The 15,466-nt window shown below is 78.1% G+C and carries 15 protein-coding genes; 6 read left to right on the top strand and 9 right to left on the bottom strand.

All coding sequences use genetic code 11. The features are described from left to right. Positions 1-106 precede the first annotated feature (106 nt). The 3 genes from PGN05_RS11730 to mraZ form a co-directional block, all read right to left on the bottom strand. Complete coding sequence (locus PGN05_RS11730; RefSeq protein ID WP_419752721.1) at positions 107-859, bottom strand: hypothetical protein; 753 nt, start codon at positions 857-859, stop codon at positions 107-109. A 73-nt stretch (positions 860-932) separates the two neighbouring features. Then, complete coding sequence (rsmH, locus tag PGN05_RS11735; RefSeq protein WP_419752722.1) at positions 933-1,928, bottom strand: 16S rRNA (cytosine(1402)-N(4))-methyltransferase RsmH; 996 nt, start codon at positions 1,926-1,928, stop codon at positions 933-935. Between the two features lie 388 nt (positions 1,929-2,316). Then, positions 2,317-2,751, bottom strand: coding sequence for a division/cell wall cluster transcriptional repressor MraZ (gene mraZ / locus PGN05_RS11740; protein WP_419752723.1), 435 nt, complete (start codon positions 2,749-2,751; stop codon positions 2,317-2,319). 353 nt (positions 2,752-3,104) lie between these two features. Between mraZ and PGN05_RS11745 the strand changes: the two genes are divergently transcribed. From PGN05_RS11745 to PGN05_RS11755, 3 genes are read left to right on the top strand one after another with little or no spacing between them, the layout of a single operon-like run. Further along, positions 3,105-4,085, top strand: a complete 981-nt coding sequence (locus tag PGN05_RS11745; RefSeq protein WP_419752724.1) for an AAA family ATPase — start codon at positions 3,105-3,107, stop codon at positions 4,083-4,085. Positions 4,086-4,087: 2 nt separating this feature from the next. Beyond that, positions 4,088-5,449: a DUF58 domain-containing protein gene (locus PGN05_RS11750; RefSeq protein ID WP_419752725.1), complete on the top strand. Its 1,362-nt coding sequence runs from the start codon at positions 4,088-4,090 to the stop codon at positions 5,447-5,449. Further along, a complete protein-coding gene (locus PGN05_RS11755; RefSeq protein ID WP_419752726.1) occupies positions 5,446-7,818 on the top strand; it encodes a transglutaminaseTgpA domain-containing protein in 2,373 nt (790 codons plus the stop codon). The genes PGN05_RS11750 and PGN05_RS11755 overlap by 4 nt, the downstream gene beginning before the upstream one ends. A gap of 34 nt (positions 7,819-7,852) precedes the next feature. Here PGN05_RS11755 and PGN05_RS11760 read toward each other — a convergent pair whose 3' ends face one another. From PGN05_RS11760 to dinB, 3 genes are all read right to left on the bottom strand, one after another. Continuing rightward, a complete protein-coding gene (locus tag PGN05_RS11760) occupies positions 7,853-8,182 on the bottom strand; it encodes a hypothetical protein (RefSeq protein WP_419752727.1) in 330 nt (109 codons plus the stop codon). 78 nt (positions 8,183-8,260) lie between these two features. Continuing rightward, on the bottom strand, positions 8,261-8,662 hold the full coding sequence (locus tag PGN05_RS11765) for a DUF3040 domain-containing protein (protein WP_419752728.1): 402 nt from the start codon (positions 8,660-8,662) through the stop codon (positions 8,261-8,263). 132 nt (positions 8,663-8,794) lie between these two features. Then, complete coding sequence (dinB, locus tag PGN05_RS11770) at positions 8,795-10,048, bottom strand: DNA polymerase IV (protein WP_419752729.1); 1,254 nt, start codon at positions 10,046-10,048, stop codon at positions 8,795-8,797. 212 nt (positions 10,049-10,260) lie between these two features. Here dinB and PGN05_RS11775 point away from each other — a divergent pair, with 212 nt between their 5' ends. The 3 genes from PGN05_RS11775 (at position 10,261) to PGN05_RS11785 (ending at position 12,816) form a co-directional block, all read left to right on the top strand. Next, positions 10,261-10,539: a BatC protein gene (locus PGN05_RS11775; protein ID WP_419752730.1), complete on the top strand. Its 279-nt coding sequence runs from the start codon at positions 10,261-10,263 to the stop codon at positions 10,537-10,539. 302 nt (positions 10,540-10,841) lie between these two features. Continuing rightward, entirely contained in the window at positions 10,842-11,855 is a 1,014-nt protein-coding gene (locus tag PGN05_RS11780) for a cupin domain-containing protein (protein WP_419752731.1), read from the top strand. A 19-nt stretch (positions 11,856-11,874) separates the two neighbouring features. Then, entirely contained in the window at positions 11,875-12,816 is a 942-nt protein-coding gene (locus PGN05_RS11785; protein WP_419752732.1) for a sucrase ferredoxin, read from the top strand. Here the strand turns inward: PGN05_RS11785 and PGN05_RS11790 are convergent. From PGN05_RS11790 to PGN05_RS11800, 3 genes are all read right to left on the bottom strand, one after another. Beyond that, a complete protein-coding gene (locus tag PGN05_RS11790) occupies positions 12,813-13,994 on the bottom strand; it encodes an alkaline phosphatase family protein (protein WP_419752733.1) in 1,182 nt (393 codons plus the stop codon). The two genes, PGN05_RS11785 and PGN05_RS11790, sit on opposite strands and share 4 nt — an antisense overlap. Then, entirely contained in the window at positions 13,991-14,764 is a 774-nt protein-coding gene (locus tag PGN05_RS11795; protein ID WP_419752734.1) for a class I SAM-dependent methyltransferase, read from the bottom strand. Before PGN05_RS11795 ends, PGN05_RS11790 begins: the two co-directional genes overlap by 4 nt. Before the next feature lie 179 nt (positions 14,765-14,943). Further along, positions 14,944-15,426 (bottom strand): VOC family protein, encoded by a 483-nt coding sequence (locus PGN05_RS11800; protein ID WP_419752735.1) that lies wholly within the window; start codon positions 15,424-15,426, stop codon positions 14,944-14,946. Between the last annotated feature and the right edge of the window lie 40 nt (positions 15,427-15,466).

The following is a 15,466-nucleotide window of genomic DNA, read 5'->3' on the forward strand; positions in this document are numbered from 1 at the left end:
CGGCCGGGCGGGCGGCGCGGCGCGAACGCGCCGGAGCCGCGGGGCGCGGCGCGCTCACCGGCGCGCCGGCCCCCGGGGGCGGGCGGTCTCGTGGCGGTGGCCATGCTCAGTCCCCGCTGTCGGCCGGGTCCTCGGGGGACCCCGCGGGCGCCGGCTCGCCGCGGAGGGTGACGCTGCCGTCCTCACCGATGACCAGGTAGCCGGCGGCGCCCGCGGGCACCAGGCCGGCCTCCGCGGCGTCCTCGGCCAGTTGCGCCGGGGTGCCGCCGGAGACCACCTGCTGCTCGAGGCGCTGCACCTCCTGGGCGCGGTCGGCGTTGGCCGCGCGCAGCTGGGTGGCCTTGAGCGAGTTCACCGCGATGGCGGTGTTGAGGAAGAGCAGGCCGAGCGTCGTGGCGACCAGCAGGCCCACCACGAGCAGGACGAAGGGGGCGCGCCGGCCGGCCTCCGCGGGCGCGGTGCGGCGCGCTCTCCCCGGCGTCGCGGCGGTGGCCGGGCGCGGCACGGGGCCGGTGGGGGTGGCCCGCGCAGCCGGTCGCGCGCGCAGCCCACCGGTGCGGACGGGCGCGGTGTGCGCGCGGAGCGGCCGGGCCGGGGCCGGCGTCGTCCCGGGAGCGCTCGCCCCCGCCGTGCCGGCGGCCGTCGCCTTGCCGGGCGCCGCCTTGCCCGGTGCTGCCTTGCCCGTGGTGGTCGCCGTGCCGGGTGCGGCCTTGCCCGTGGTGGTCCCCTTGCCGGGTGCTGCCGCCTTCCCGGTGGGCGCGGCCCGGCCGGCCGGCACCGCGCGGGGCGCGGGCCGCGGGCGCGGCGGGACGGAGCGGTCCTCGGGGGCGGGCCCGGGAGCCCGGGCGGTGGCGCTCACGCGGCCTCCTCGCTGTTGCTCGTCGACCACGTCCGCGGCGCCGCCGTGTCCGTGGCCGACCTCGCGCGCTCGGTCACGCTGCCCGCCGGATGCGCTCGGCGGCCCGGACGCGGGCGGAGGCCGCCCGCGGGTTGGCCGCGACCTCGGCGTCCGACGGGGCCTCGCCCCCGCGGGTCAGCAGCCGCAGCGTCGGACCCAGCTCGGGCAGGGGCACGGGGAGCTCCGGCGGGGTGCGGTCGGTGGCCCCGGCGGCGAGGGTCTGCTTCACGATCCGGTCCTCGAGGGAGTGGAAGGTGATGACGGCGAGGCGCCCCCCGACGGCGAGGGCGTCGATCGCGGCGGGCAGCGCCCGCTCGAGGACGCCGAGCTCGTCGTTGACCTCGATGCGCAGGGCCTGGAACGTGCGCTTGGCGGGGTGTCCCCCGGTGCGCCGGGTGGCCGCCGGGATGGCGGAGCGGACCAGCTCGGCCAGCCGCCCGGTCCGGGTGAACGGCTCGCTGGCCCGTTCCCGCTCGATGGCGCGGGCGATGCGGTCGGCGAACCGCTCCTCCCCGTAGCTGCGCAGGACCCGCGCCAGCTGGGCGGCGGGATAGCTGTTGACGACGTCGGCCGCGGTGCGCGGGGCGGCGGGATCCATCCGCATGTCCAGGGGGGCGTCCGCGGCGTAGCTGAAGCCGCGGTCGGGCCGGTCCAGCTGCAGCGAGGAGACGCCGAGGTCGAACAGCACCGCCTGCACCTCCGCGATCCCCAGCCGGTCGAGGACGTCGGGCAGCTCGTCGAAGACGGCGGGGACCAGGGTGGCCCGGTCGGCGCAGCCGGCCGCCGCGATCCGGCGGGCCGCCTCCGCGCGGGCCTCGGGGTCGCGGTCCAGCCCGACCAGCCGGAGGTCCGGGTGGGCGTGCAGCAGCGCGAGGGCGTGCCCGGCGAGGCCGAGGGTGGCGTCGACCAGGACCGCGCCGGCGGGAGCGCAGGCGGGGCCGAGCAGCTCGGTGACGCGCTCGAGCAGGACCGGCACGTGCACCGCGGGCCGCGACGGGCCCGGGGCAGCGGCAGATCCGGTGCTGCTCATCGTCGACTGCTCCTCGGACGGGTCGGTGGCCGCGCGGGGGGTCGCGGGCCGTGGCGCCCGTCCATGGTGGCGCGGGACGGCGGTCGGCGGGTGGAGGGCAGCGGGCGTTTCGCGCGCCGGTGGGGCGCGGTGGGGAGAGTGGGGCGCAGTGGGGGCCGCGGACCCTCTCCGCGCCCCGCGGGGCCCGCCTGGCGCCGGGGAAGTGCGTCAGGTGGTGCCCCGCGGGGGCGGGCAGGCGCGCCGGTCGGCGGCGGGCCTGGAGGGCGTGCGGCGCCTCCGTGCGGTGGACCGAGTCGCGGGGAAGGCGACTCGGGCCGGTCCGGTCGAGCCGCGGGGAAGTCGGCTCGGTCGGGGAGGGCCCGGAGGGGTCGGAGGAGCGGCGGGCGGATCAGGAGAGGGTGGGCATCCCCTCGCTCTCCATGTCGGCGTACGCGGCCTCCTGCTCCGCCACGTAGGCGTCCCAGGTGGCGGCGTCCCAGATCTCGAAGCGGGTGTCGACGCCGACGACGACGACGTCGCGGTCCAGGCCCGCGTACTCGCGCAGGTTGGCGGGGATCGTGATGCGACCGGTCTTGTCCGGCTCCACCTCGACCATCGACCCGAAGCTCATGCGGGCGCGCATGCGGGCGGCGGAGGTGTCGGACGGCGCCATGGCGGCGGCCGCGGCGCTCTGCTCGGCGACGCGGGCCATCGTGAGGCCGTAGATGCAGCGCTCCTGACCCTTCTTGATCACCATGCCGGCGGCCACCTGCTCCCGGAAGCGGACGGGGAGTGCGAGCCGGCCCTTCTCGTCGAGACGCAGGGGGTAGCTGCCGACGAACACCGGATCACCTCCCCCATCGGTCCTCCTCGTACTCCGGGGCGCCCCCGGGACGGGCCGTGCCTCCCCACCGGGCCACACAGTAACCCACTGGGCCCCACCGGACACCACTCGACACCATGTCGTAACCGGGTCTCCCCACCCCCGCACCCGCAGGTCAGCGCGTCGTCCGAGGGGCGGGTGGGCCGGGTGGGGCGGGGTGGGGCGGCGCCCCACCCGACACCCCCCGCAGCCGGTCGTCGCGCACGGTGCCGGGGCCCGCGGGGGGCCGGCGGGGCGGCCGGAAGTTGGGCTGTGCACCCGATGCCGTTCCGCGCGACCCCCCTTCCGTCGTCCCGCGCACGTACCGTGATGTGGTGACCGAGGTGACACGCACCGCCGACGGCACGGGATCCTCGGTCGACGTCGCGGCCGAGGGTGCCCGCATCGCGGCGAACATGGCCCGGGTCGTCCACGGCAAGCCCGACGTCGTCCACCTGGCACTGGTCGTGCTGCTGGCCGAGGGGCACCTGCTCGTGGAGGACGTCCCGGGGGTCGGCAAGACCACGCTGGCCAAGGCGCTGGCCGCCTCGATCGACGCGAACGTGCGCCGGATCCAGTTCACGCCCGACCTGCTCCCCAGCGACGTGACCGGCGTGGCGATCTACGACCAGGAGACCCGGGCGTTCGAGTTCAAGCCCGGCGCGGTCTTCGCCAACATCGTGGTCGCCGACGAGATCAACCGGGCCTCGCCGAAGACCCAGTCGGCGTTGCTGGAGTGCATGGAGGAGCGGCAGGTCACCGTGGACGGCGTCAGCTACGAGCTGGCCCGCCCCTTCCTCGTGATGGCCACCCAGAACCCGATCGAGATGGAGGGCACCTACCCCCTCCCCGAGGCCCAGCGCGACCGCTTCACCGCCCGGGTCTCGATGGGCTACCCCGACCGCGAGGCGGAGCTGGCCATGCTCGACGACATGGTCACCACCGACCCGCTGGCCTCCCTGACGCCGGTGGCCGACGCCGCCGGGGTGCGGGCGCTGGTGGCCGCCGTGGGCCGGCTGCACGTGTCGGAGGCGGTGCGGCGCTACGTCGTCGCGCTCGTCGAGGCCACCCGCCGCTCGCCCGACCTGCGGCTGGGCGCCTCGCCGCGCGCCGGCCTGCAGCTGCTGCGCACCGCCCGGGCCGCCGCCGCGCTCGCCGGTCGCGACCACGTCCTGCCCGACGACGTCCAGACCGTCGCCGTCCCGGTGCTGGCCCACCGGCTGCTGCCCACCGCGGACGCCGCGGCGGCCCGCCGCAGCGGCGAGCAGGTGGTCACCGAGCTGCTGGCCACCGTCCCGGTGCCCCGCGGACGCTGACCGTGCGCGGACCGGTCGCGACGGCCCTGGGCACCCTCACCCTGCGCGGCCGCTGCCTGGTCGCCGCGGGTCTCACCCTCCTGGTCCTGGGCGTCCTCCTGGGCGAGCGCCCGCTGGTGCAGATCGCCGTGTTCGTCCTGGCCCTGCCGCTGCTGTCGGCAGCGGCGGTCGCCCGGCGCCGCTTCCGGGTGGCGTCGCGGCGCACGGTGACCCCGTCCCGCGTGCCGCGGGGGGCGCACGCCGACGTGCGGCTGGAGGTCACCAACGCCGGCCGGGGCACCGGCGGGCTGTGGCTGCTCGCCGAGTCCGTGCCGGCCGAGGTGGGGCCCTCCCCCGAGTTCGTCGTCGAGCGACTGCCGGCCGGGGAGACGGCGGCGTTGACCTACCGCGTGCACGGCACCCGCCGCGGCCGGTACCGGCTGGGCCCCCTCCGGCTGCGGCTGGTGGACCCCTTCGGCCTGGTGCTGCGCAGCATCGCCGGCACCGACAGCGCCCCCCTGGTCGTGGTGCCGCGGGTGGTGCCACTCGGTGCCGGCGGGCCGGCCGGCGGGCACGGCGGCGGGGGCTCCGGCGCGCGGCGGTCGATCGCGGTGCACGGCGAGGACGACGTCAGCACCCGCGCCTACCGGCACGGCGACGACCTGCGGAAGGTGCACTGGCGCGCGACGGCGCGGACCGGGGAGCTCATGGTCCGGCTGGAGGAGCGCCCGTGGCGGGCCCAGGGCACGCTGCTGCTCGACACCCGCGCCCGGGCGCACCTGCTCGCCCGCGGGCACGCCGCCGACGTCCGGGCCGCCGACGCCGGCGAGGACGCCCCGCCGGCCGACAGCCTGGAGTGGCTCATCGAGGCGGCCGCGAGCATCGGCAGCGAGCTGATCGGCCGGGGCGCCACCCTCCGCGTGGTCACCGACGCCCGCGAGCTCTCCCCCTCCGGGCACGCCGACGGCCTCACCCGCGGCGAGCTGCTCGACCGGCTGGCCGGCGTCTCGCCGTCCCGGCTGACCGGCCTGGGGCCGGGCATCGAGCTGCTCACCCGGCTCGCCGGGGACGGGGCGGTCGTCGCGCTGCTCGGCTCGATCGGGCCGGACGAGGCCGCCGAGCTGGTGCGCGCCCGGTCCGGGCCCACCACCGACCTCGCCGTACTCGCCGACGTCGGCAGCTGGGGGGACGCCGGCCGCGGCCGGGGGGCGGGCGGCGCCGCCCGGTCAGAGCTCGCCCCCCAGGAGGGGGCCGCGGCCGTCCTGCTGCGGGCCGGGGGGTGGCAGGTGGTCGTGGCCGGCGCCGACCAGTCGGTGGCGGCGGTGTGGGCCCACCTCGGCCGCGCCGGCGCCGCGCCGGTCCCGCTGCGGGAGGTGCCGGCGTGAACGAGACCTCGGCCCGGGAGCTCGTCCAGGACGCCGGGACGACGCTGGCCGCCGCCGCGGCGACCGCCCTGGGGGCCTGGGCCCTCGTGCCCGTCTTCACCGACCGGTCCTGGGTCCCCCCGGCGCTGGCCGCCGTCGCGGTGGTCGCCGCCGCCGGGCTGGTCCTGCGCGGCGCGGCGTCGGAGCTGTGGTCGGCGCTGGCCGGGGACCGGCCGGTGCCCGGGCTGTGGGTCGCGCTCGGCGTGCCCCTGGTGCCGCTCGGCCAGCTGGCCGCGCTCGGCTGCCTGCTCACCGCGCTGTTCTCTCCGGGCTCGGCGATCGGCGGCTGGATCCCCACCCCGGACAGCGTCGCCGACCTCGGCCAGGTCTTCGCCGACGGCTCCGTGGAGCTGCGCGAGCAGGCGACGCCGGCGCTGCCCCTCACCGGGCTGCTCGCGCTCACCACCCTGCTCGTCGGCCTGGTCGCCGTCGTGGTCGACCTCGTCGCCGTCGGCGGGCGGCAGCCGGCGCTGGCCGGCCTCGGGCTGCTGGTCCTGTTCTGCGTCCCGGTCAGCACGGTGACCGGGACGATCGGCGCGCTGCCGGTGGCCGCGCCCGCCGCGGGGCTGGCGGTGCTGCTGTGGGCCGACCAGCACCGGCGGCTGGGCTGGCGGCCGCAGGAGGGTCGCCGCCCGATCCTGGGCACCGGGACCCTGACCGCCCTCCGCACGGGGGCCGTGGCCGTGGCGCTGGGGCTGGTGGTGGGCACCCTGGTCCCGACCCTGACCGAGGGCTCGTTCGCCGGCGGCATCGGTGGGGACGGCGGCTCGACCGGCACGGCCCTCGACCCCGCTGCGGCGCTGCAGGGCCAGCTCACCCTGGACGAGCCGATCGACCTCCTGCAGGTCAACGCCTCCGTCGACGACCCCGGCTACCTGCGGGTGGTCGCGCTCGAGGTCTACGACGCCGAGGAGGGCTGGTCGATCGGCAACCTCGACGGCGAGACGTCGGTGGGCGAGGACAGCGAGCTCGCACCCCTCCCCGGACGGCGGGACGGCCGGCCGGTGGACGCCCTGATCACCGCCCTCGGGCACGAGGACCGCTACCTCCCCCTCCTGTACTCCCCGCAGGCCGTCTCGGTCGCCGACCCGGGCCAGTGGCGGTTCGACCCGGGGACGGGGACCGTCTTCGGCCGGGACGTCACCACCACGGGCCGGTCCTGGACGGTGTCGGCGGTGGAGCCGCGGCCCAGCGAGGCGGAGCTGGCGCAGGTCCAGCCGCTGCCGCCGGACGAGCCCCTCGTCCAGCGCTACACCGCCCTCCCGCCCCTGGCCCCGAGCGTCGTCGACCTCGTGACCACGCTGACCGCCGGGCAGGAGGCCCCGTACGACCGGGTGCGGGCCGTCTACGAGCACTTCACCAACCCCGACAACGGCTACCGCTACTCCCTCTCCACCGCCCCCGGCACCAGCGGCGACGACCTCGCCGACTTCCTGCGGCTGCGGCAGGGCTACTGCGAGCAGTACGCCGGGGCGATGGCGGCGCTGGTGCGGGCGGCCGGCGTCCCGGCGCGGGTGGTCCTCGGGTACACCCCGGGCACGGTGCAGCCCGACGGCAGCCGGCTGGTCACCAGCAACGACGCGCACGCCTGGGTGGAGGCCTACTTCGACGACGTGGGGTGGGTGCCCTTCGACCCGACCCCCATCGACGTCGACCGCGCCGTCGAGCTGCCGTGGGCGCCGCGGGCCCCCGACCAGGAGGTCGACCCCAGGACCGACACCCCGGCCACCGCGGTGCCCGGACCGGTGGTCCCCGCTCCGCAGCTGGAGCCGGTGCCGTCGGGTACCCCGGTGCCGCAGGCGGCGCCCGAGTCGGCCGGCTGGGTGCGGCCGGTGCTGCTCGGGGCCGCCGGCCTGCTGGCCGTGGCAGCGCTCGGCGCGGTGCCCGCCGGGCTGCGGGCGCTGCAGCGGCGCCGCCGGCTGGCCACCGGGAGCCCGGCCGCGCTGTGGGACGAGCTCTCGGCGACCGCGCTCGACCTCGGGCTGGAGGGCGATCCGGCCCGGACGCCCCGGCAGGTGGCGGCCCGGCTGGCCGAGGCGGCCGGTGGCGGGGCGCACCGGGCGGGGAGCCCGGGGATGACCGACGCCGTCGCGCAGCTGGCCCGGGCCGAGGAGGCGGCGAGCTACGCCCGCCCCGGCAGCGCACCGGCCGCCGGGCCGGAACTGCGTGCGGCCCTGGCGACCGCCCGGCGCGGGCTGCTCGCGGGTGCCTCCCGGTCGGCGCGGGTGCGGGCGCTGCTGTGGCCGCCGTCGCTGTTCGCCGCGGCCCGGGCGGCGGTCACCGGGCGGACGCGGCTGCGGCTGAGCCGGCGGACGCCGCTACGGGGCTGAGCGGGCGCCGCTGCGCGGCTGAGCCGCCGGCGGGTCAGCCGACCTGCCGGCGCAGCACCCGCTCGGTCAGCTCGGGCAGCGGCACGGTGAGCGGGGCGCCGTCCCCGGGGTGCAGCCGCGCGTCGGGGACCCCGGCGGCCATCCACTGCGGGATCGCGTCGAGCAGCGCGTCGAGGTCGAGGAACACCGGGCCCTCGCCGGGGTCGGCACCCTCGGCCGACCCGGCGGCGGCGTCGTCGGCCGAGGTCCACAGCGGAACGACGTCCCGGCCGTCCGGGCCGCTCCACGGGACGATGTCGTCGGCTTCGCCCCAGGCCCACAACCCGCGCTGGGCCGCGAGGGCGGCGTCCACCTGGTCGGGCACGGCGGCCTCCTCGGATCGGGCCCCGGACGCACGGCAGCCGCCGCCCACGGAGGACGGCGGCTGCCGGGAGGAACGGGGCTACTGGTCGTAGCGGCGGCGGAAACGCTCTTCGAGCCGGTTCTTCAGCGGCTGGCGACGGGGCTTGCCGCCGCGGCCGCCGCGCCGGGGAGCGGCACCGGCGGGACCGGCCGAGCCGGCCTCGACCGCGCCGGTGGCGGACCGGTAGTTGAGGACGGCGAGGGCCAGGCCGCCGAAGGCGACGAGGAAGCCGAGGACCCCCAGCGGAACCGACGGGGCCACCGCGCCGCCGACGAGGACGGCCATGCCGACCAGGACCAGGAGAGCGCCGAGCTGCAGCCGGCGGCGCGCCTTGATCCTGCGGTCACCGCTGCGGACCGACGAGGCGAACTTGGGATCGTCATCGACGAGGGCGCGCTCGATCTGCTCCAGCAGTCGCTGTTCGTGCTCGGAGAGCGGCACGTCGACCTCCAATGGGCCAAAGCCAGAACCCGTCGGCGGTGCCCGCCGACGGTGACATCGAGGATACGAGCCCTGGGCGGGGCGCGAAAGGCGAGCCGTCCCCGACCCGCCGTGATCACCCTCGCGGGTGGGTCACAGTCTCCCGGGAGGGACGAACGAGCCGCCTCCGGGGTTCCCTCCGGCCTCCCGGACGGGGTGCGGCCCGCGGTGCAGCAGGGTCGCCGGGCGGACGGCGCCGGCACCGAACCGGCGGGCGGCCCGGTCGGCGGCCAGCTCCGCGTCACGGCGGCCGTGCTCCCGGGCGCCGAGCTCCAGCTGGCGGGGCGCCGAGCCGGCGCGGACCAGCCGCTCGGCACGCACCCCGACGAGCCGGATCCGCGCGCGGTCCAGGCCCAGGGCGTCGAACAGCGCCCGGGCGGTGTCGTAGAGCTCCTGACCGACGTCGGTGGGGGCCTCGAGGGTGCGCGACCGGGTGATCGTGGCGAAGTCGGCGAAGCGCACCTTGATGGTCACCGTGCGGGCCAGCCAGCTCCCCGAGCGCAGCCGGCCCGCCGTCCGCTCGGACAGCCGCAGCAGCTCGCGGTGGATGACCGCCGGGTCGTCGACGTCGGTGCCGAAGGTCTCCTCGTGCCCGGTCGACTTCTCCGGCTCGTCGGGGACCACCCGCCGCGGGTCGCGGCCCCACGCCAGCTCGTGCAGGTGGCTGCCGGCCGCCTGGCCCACCGCCCGCTGCAGGGTGCGGACCGGTACGTGGGCGAGGTCGCCGACGGTGCGCAGCCCGAGCCGCAGCAGCACCTCCTCGGTCTTGGCGCCCACCCCCCACAGCGCGCCGACCGGCAGCGGGTGCAGGAAGTCCATGACCTCGGCGGGGCGGACGACGAGCATCCCGTCGGGCTTGGCGCGGGTGGAGGCGAGCTTGGCCACGAACTTGGTGCCGGCCACGCCCACCGAGCAGGTGATGCCCTGCTCGTCGTAGACGCGGGCGCGCAGGTACTCCCCGATCTCGGCGGCGTTCCCCAGCCGGCGTCCGGCGCCGGAGACGTCGAGGAAGGCCTCGTCCGTGCTCAGCGGCTCGACCAGGGGGGTGATCGAGCGGAACAGCGCCATGATCGCGCGGGAGACCTCGGCGTAGAGCGCCACGTCCCCCGGCAGCACGGTCGCCGTGGGACACAGGCGCAGCGCCCGGGACGTCGGCATCGCCGCGTGCACGCCGTAGCGGCGGGCCTCGTAGGTGGCCGAGGTGACCACCCCCCGGTTGCCGGCCCCGCCGACGATCACCGGCGTGCCGGCCAGCTCCGGGCGGCGGCGCACCTCGACGCTGGCGAAGAACGCGTCCATGTCGACGTGCAGCACGGTGCACCCGGCGGCTCGGGCGGACTGGCTCATGACCCCTTCCCGCGTCGAACAGGTGTTCGACGACGGGTGGACGGTAACGCCCCGGCACCCCTCCGGGCACCTCGGCGCGGTGCCGTGACCGACCTGTTGCAGACCGCTCGTCACCGCTGGTCGGGCGGGGTGTGTGGGGGCAGGATGAGCGAGGTACAGCACCCCCGGAGGGCCGCCACCCGGTGGCCCGCGACCGATCTGATCGGAGATCCATGGCGCTCGACGACGATGACATGACCACGCCCGGCGTGGGCGACGGCGGCGCGGACGGCGGTGCCGACAGCGGCGCGGACGGCGGCGCGGACGGCGGTGCCGATGGCGGTGCCGACGGCGGCGCGGGCCACGGCCCGGCCGACGGAGGGGCCGCCGGCGGCGGTTCCGACGGGGGCGCGGACGGCGGTGCCGACAGCGGCGCGGACGGCGGCGCGGACGGTGGCGCCGATGGCGGTGCCGACGGTGGCGCGGACGGCGGCGCGGACGGTTCGGCCTGACCCCCACCCCGCAGGGCCGGCCGGGCTCCCGGCCGGCCCTGCGTCGGTGCACCGCCCTGGACCCGCAGGTCTTCGCGCAGGAGTACTGGTCGCGGCGGCCGCTGCTCACCCGCGCCGAGGACACCGGGAACTCCTTCGCCGACCTGCTCGACCTCGCCGCGGTCGACGAGCTGCTGTCCCGCCGGGGGCTGCGGACCCCCTTCCTGCGCCTCGCGAAGGACGGCGCCGTCGTCGACGCGAAGCGGTTCACCGGCTCCGGTGGCGCGGGCGCCGAGATCGCCGACCAGGTCTCCTCCGACGCGGTGCTGCGGCTGTTCGCCGAGGGCGGCACGGTCGTGCTCCAGGGGCTGCACCGGCTGTGGCCGCCGCTCATCGAGTTCGCCGACCAGCTGGCCGCCGACCTCGGCCACCCGACGCAGGTCAACGCCTACGTCACCCCGCCGTCCTCCCGCGGGTTCTCCGCGCACTACGACGTCCACGACGTGTTCGTGCTGCAGGTGGCCGGCGAGAAGCACTGGCGGATCCACGAACCGGTGCTCCGCGACCCGCTGCGCACCCAGCCCTGGGACGGCCGGGCCGCCGCGGTGGCCGCGGCCGCCGAGGGCGAGCCGGTGATCGACGCGGTCCTGCGGCCCGGCGACGCCCTCTACCTGCCCCGGGGCTACCTGCACGCCGCCACCGCGCTCGGTGAGATCAGCGCACACCTGACCGTCGGCGTGCACGCGGTGACCCGGTGGGCCGCCGCGGAGTCCGCGCTCGACCTGGTCCGCACGCTCGCCGCCGAGGACCCCGAGCTGCGCCGCTCGCTGCCGCTGGGGGTGGACCTCGCCGACCCGTCCGCCGTGGCCGGCGACGTGACCGCGGTCGTCGCGGCGCTCCAGGGCTGGCTGGACCGGGTCGACCCGGCCGAGGTCGCCGACCGGCTGCGCGCGCGCACCTGGGCCCAGGTGCGGCCGGAGCCGGTGGCGCCGCTGGCCCAGGCCACCGCCGCCGCGGCGCTGTCCCCCGACACCGTGCTGCGGGTCCGCGGGCGGCTGCGCTGCCAGCTGCGCGAGCCGGTCGACGGGCGCGTGACCCTGGTGGCCGGCCGCCGGTCGCTGGAGCTGCCCGAGGGCACCCGCCCGGCGCTGGCCGGGCTGCTGGCCGCCGGGGAGCTGAAGGTGGCCGACCTGCCCGGCCTGGACGCCGCGGACCAGCTCACCCTCGCCCGGCGCCTGGTGACCGAGTCGATCGCGGTGGTGCCCGACGCCGTCGTCCCGGACGCGTCCGCGGGGCACGATGGGGGGCGTGCGCGCCGCCCCGGGACCGGATCGTGAGCCGGCCGGGCCTCCGGGCGTGAGCGACCCGGCGGACTTCTGCCGACCCGCGGAGGCACCCGGCCGGCCGGTCGGCCGCATCGACGAGGACCGCTGCTCGGTGCGCGCCCTCCGCCGCGGGGACTCCGCCGTCGCCACTGCCTCGCCCGCCCAGCGCTGGCTGCTCATCGAACAGCCCGGGCCGTGGGGCGTTGAGGCGCTGACCCAGTCGCGGTTCGACCCCGACGCGGCGACCGCGCTGTCCCACCGGGCCCGGGGGGAGAACGTCCGCGTGCTCCTGGTGCGCCGTCCCGGCGACCGGCTGACCGACGGCCCCCGGCGGTGGGCCTACGCCGACGGCCGGCCCGGGCGCGAGGGCCTGTGGTGGTCGGTGCGCGACCGGGACGCCGACCTGGTCGAGGCGCCCTGGGACGGCTCGGTCGGCGAGCCCGCGCCGGGCCCCACCTACCTGGTCTGTGCGCACGGCGGGCACGACGCCTGCTGCGCGCTGCGCGGCCGCCCCCTGGCCCGGGTCATGCCGTCCGCGCAGGTGTGGGAGTGCAGCCACCTGGGCGGCGACCGGTTCGCCGCGAACGTCCTGGTACTGCCGCACGGCTTCTACTACGGGCAGGTGCCCGCCGACGGCGCCGAGCTGGTAGCCGCGCACGCCGCCGGACGGGTGGCGCTGCCGTGGCTGCGCGGCCGGGCGGGGTGCCCGCCGCCGGTGCAGGCCGCCCAGCACCACGCCCGCGGCGAGCTGTCGCTGCTCGGCGTCGACGACCTGCCGCCGCGCGGGGTGCGGCGGCTGACCCCGGCCGGCGCGGAGGTCGAGCGGTGGGTGGTCACCCTCGCCGGCCCGCACGGCGACGTGGTGACCGAGGTCGAGAGCCGGCCCTCGGACGGAGCGGCCCGGCTGACCTGCCGGGCGACCCACGAGGCGCACACGCGCACCTGGCACGTGCGGCTGGTCACCGCGGTCTAGCGCGCGCCGGCGTCCAGCGCCCGCCCGCGGGCGGTCAGCAGCGGGATCGCCAGCTCGGTCGGGGTCAGCGACCCGTGGTAGCCGACCAGCCGGCTGGGGCCGGGCTCCTGCACGGTGGCGGTGAGCGCCCAGGTGCCGCGGGCCAGGGCGACGACGTCGCCGATGCGGTCGGCCAGCCCGTCGTCCACCGCGCCGAAGACCCCGGTGGCGATCGCGTCGTCGCGGGAGGCCACCCACGCCCGGTCGCCGAGGACCTCCCGCCAGCGGGCGACCAGGTCGCCGGCGGCACCGGGGACGGCGTGTACGTACCGCGCCCGGGGCTCGCCGGCCAGCAGCCGGACGCCGTCGAGGAGGTCGGGCTCGGCGTCGAGGTCGATCCGGGTGCCGGCGGGGACGTCGAGCATGCCGTGGTCGGCGGTGACCAGCAGGGCGGCGTCCTCGGGCAGCCCGTCGACCACCTGCTCGACCAGCCGGTCCACCTGCACCAGCTGGGCCCGCCAGCTGGCGGAGTCGACCCCGCGGACGTGCCCGGTGAGGTCCAGCTCGGCGGTGTAGCCGTAGACCAGCGTCCGGGGTGCGCTGGCCAGCGACTGCAGGAGCACGGCGGCGAGGTCACCGGGCCCGACCGTCCCGGCGTACCGGGCGCCGCGGTAGGCGGCGTCGGTGAGCCCGGAGCCGGCGAAGGCGTAGGGCGCGACGACGCTCACCGCCACCCCCGCCGCGGCGGCCTGGCCGAAGACGCTGGGGCGGGCCTGCCACAGCTGCGGGTCGGGGTCGTCGGACCACTGGATGTGGTTGAGGGTGCGCTCCTCCCCCGGCACGGCGGTGACGAAGCCGAGCACGCCGTGGCTGCCCGGCGGCAGGCCGGTGCCCAGGGTGGTGAGGCTGACCGGGGTCGTGCTGGGGCAGGGGGCGGAGAGGTCGCCGGCGGGGGCAGCCAGCGCGGCGAGGGTGGGCGCGAGGTGGGCGTGCGCGCGGACGAGGTCGGCGCCCAGCCCGTCCACCAGCAGGACGGCGATCCGGCGGGCGCCGCCGAGGGCCGCGGTGAGCCCGAGCGGGTCGGCGGGCAGGTCGCCGCGCTCCACCCGGACACCGAGGGAGGTGGCGGCGCCGGGCAGGACGTCGGCCAGGGTCGAGGCACCGTAGGCGGGGCGCTGCAGGTCCGCCGGGAGGATCACGGGCGGGTGGCGAGCACGTGCAGTCCGGCGGCGACGTCCCGGTAGGGCGAGCTGCCGGCCAGCGCCAGCTCCAGCCGGCGGACGGCGTCGGGATCGGCTCCGGAGGCCACGTCGAGCAGGTCCGCGACGACGGACAACCCGCGCCAGCTGCCCGGCCGCAGGCCCGCCGCCTCGACGAGGGCGAGCAGGTCGCCAGGGGCGAACCGGCGGCGGGCGGGCCGGGCGGCGCCCGGCTGCCTCCCCACCCGCCCCGCGGGGTCGCGGTCCTCGAGCAGCGCCAGGGCCTCGACCGGGTGCCCGCCGACGGCGCGGGCGAGGACCGCTCCGGCCCGGTTGGCGACGGCGATGCTGGCGGTGCCACCCGGCCGCAGGGCCCGGGCGATCTCGCCGAGCGTGGTCGCCGGGTCGTCGACGACCTCGAGCACCGAGTGGCACAGGGCCAGGTCGTAGCTGCCCTCGGCGCCGTCGCCCGCGGGGACCACCTGGTGCAGCTGGTCGCCGTCGCCCTGGACGCCGCGGACCCGCGGCCCCACCCCGGCGGTCTCCGCCCGCCGGCGGAGCGTGGCCAGGGCGTCGGCACTGGGGTCGACGACGGTCACCTCGTGGCCGAGGCGGGCCAGCGGGACGGCGAAGTTGCCGCTGCCGCCGCCGACGTCGAGTACGCGCAGCGGACCGCTCGCGGCGACGACCGGGTCGAGGGCGGCCCAGACGGCGGCCGCGCGGGCGGGCACCGGGTCCGCGGCGGACGGGGCGGGGACAGACGGCGGCACCCGTCGGAGCCTAGTGGCGGTGGCCGGAGCGCACCGGGCACCGGAGCGGTCCGGCCGGTCGGCCCGGCCCCGGCGGGACCCCGCCGGGGCCTCGTCCCCTGCTCCGGCCTGGAGCCGGCGACGGACGGTGGCCCCGTCCCGAGGCTCGCCGCGAGCGGTGAGGAGGACGGTGCCCTCCGTCAGGCGGGGACGCTGTCGGCGGCCCGCCGGATGGTGGCCAGGTCGATCCGGCGCATCTGCATCATGGCGTCGGTGGCGCGCTTCGCCCGGCCGGGGTCGGGGTCGTTCAGGAGCGTCATCAGCTCGATCGGGGTCACCTGCCACGAGACGCCGAAGCGGTCCTTGAGCCAGCCGCACTGGCCCTCCTCGCCGCCGCCCTCGGTCAGCCGGTCCCAGTAGTGGTCGATCTCCTCCTGGTCGGCGCACATGATCTGGAAGGAGATCGCCTCGCTGAAGGTGTACTGGGGACCGCCGTTGAGGGCGAGGTACTGCTGGCCGTCGAGGGTGAAGCTGGCCGTCAGCACGGTGCCCTCGGGCATGAAGGAGTCGGGGCCGTAGCGGACCACCTCGTCGATCGAGGAGTTCGGGAAGATCGAGGTGTAGTGCTGGGCGGCCTGCTCGGCCTGGCCGTCGAACCACAGGCAGGGGATCTGCTTCGGCATCGCCGTCTCCTCCGGTCGGTCGCCGGGCGGACACCGGCGT

The organism is Geodermatophilus sp. CPCC 206100, from assembly GCF_048569675.1.
Lineage (GTDB): Bacteria > Actinomycetota > Actinomycetes > Mycobacteriales > Geodermatophilaceae > Geodermatophilus.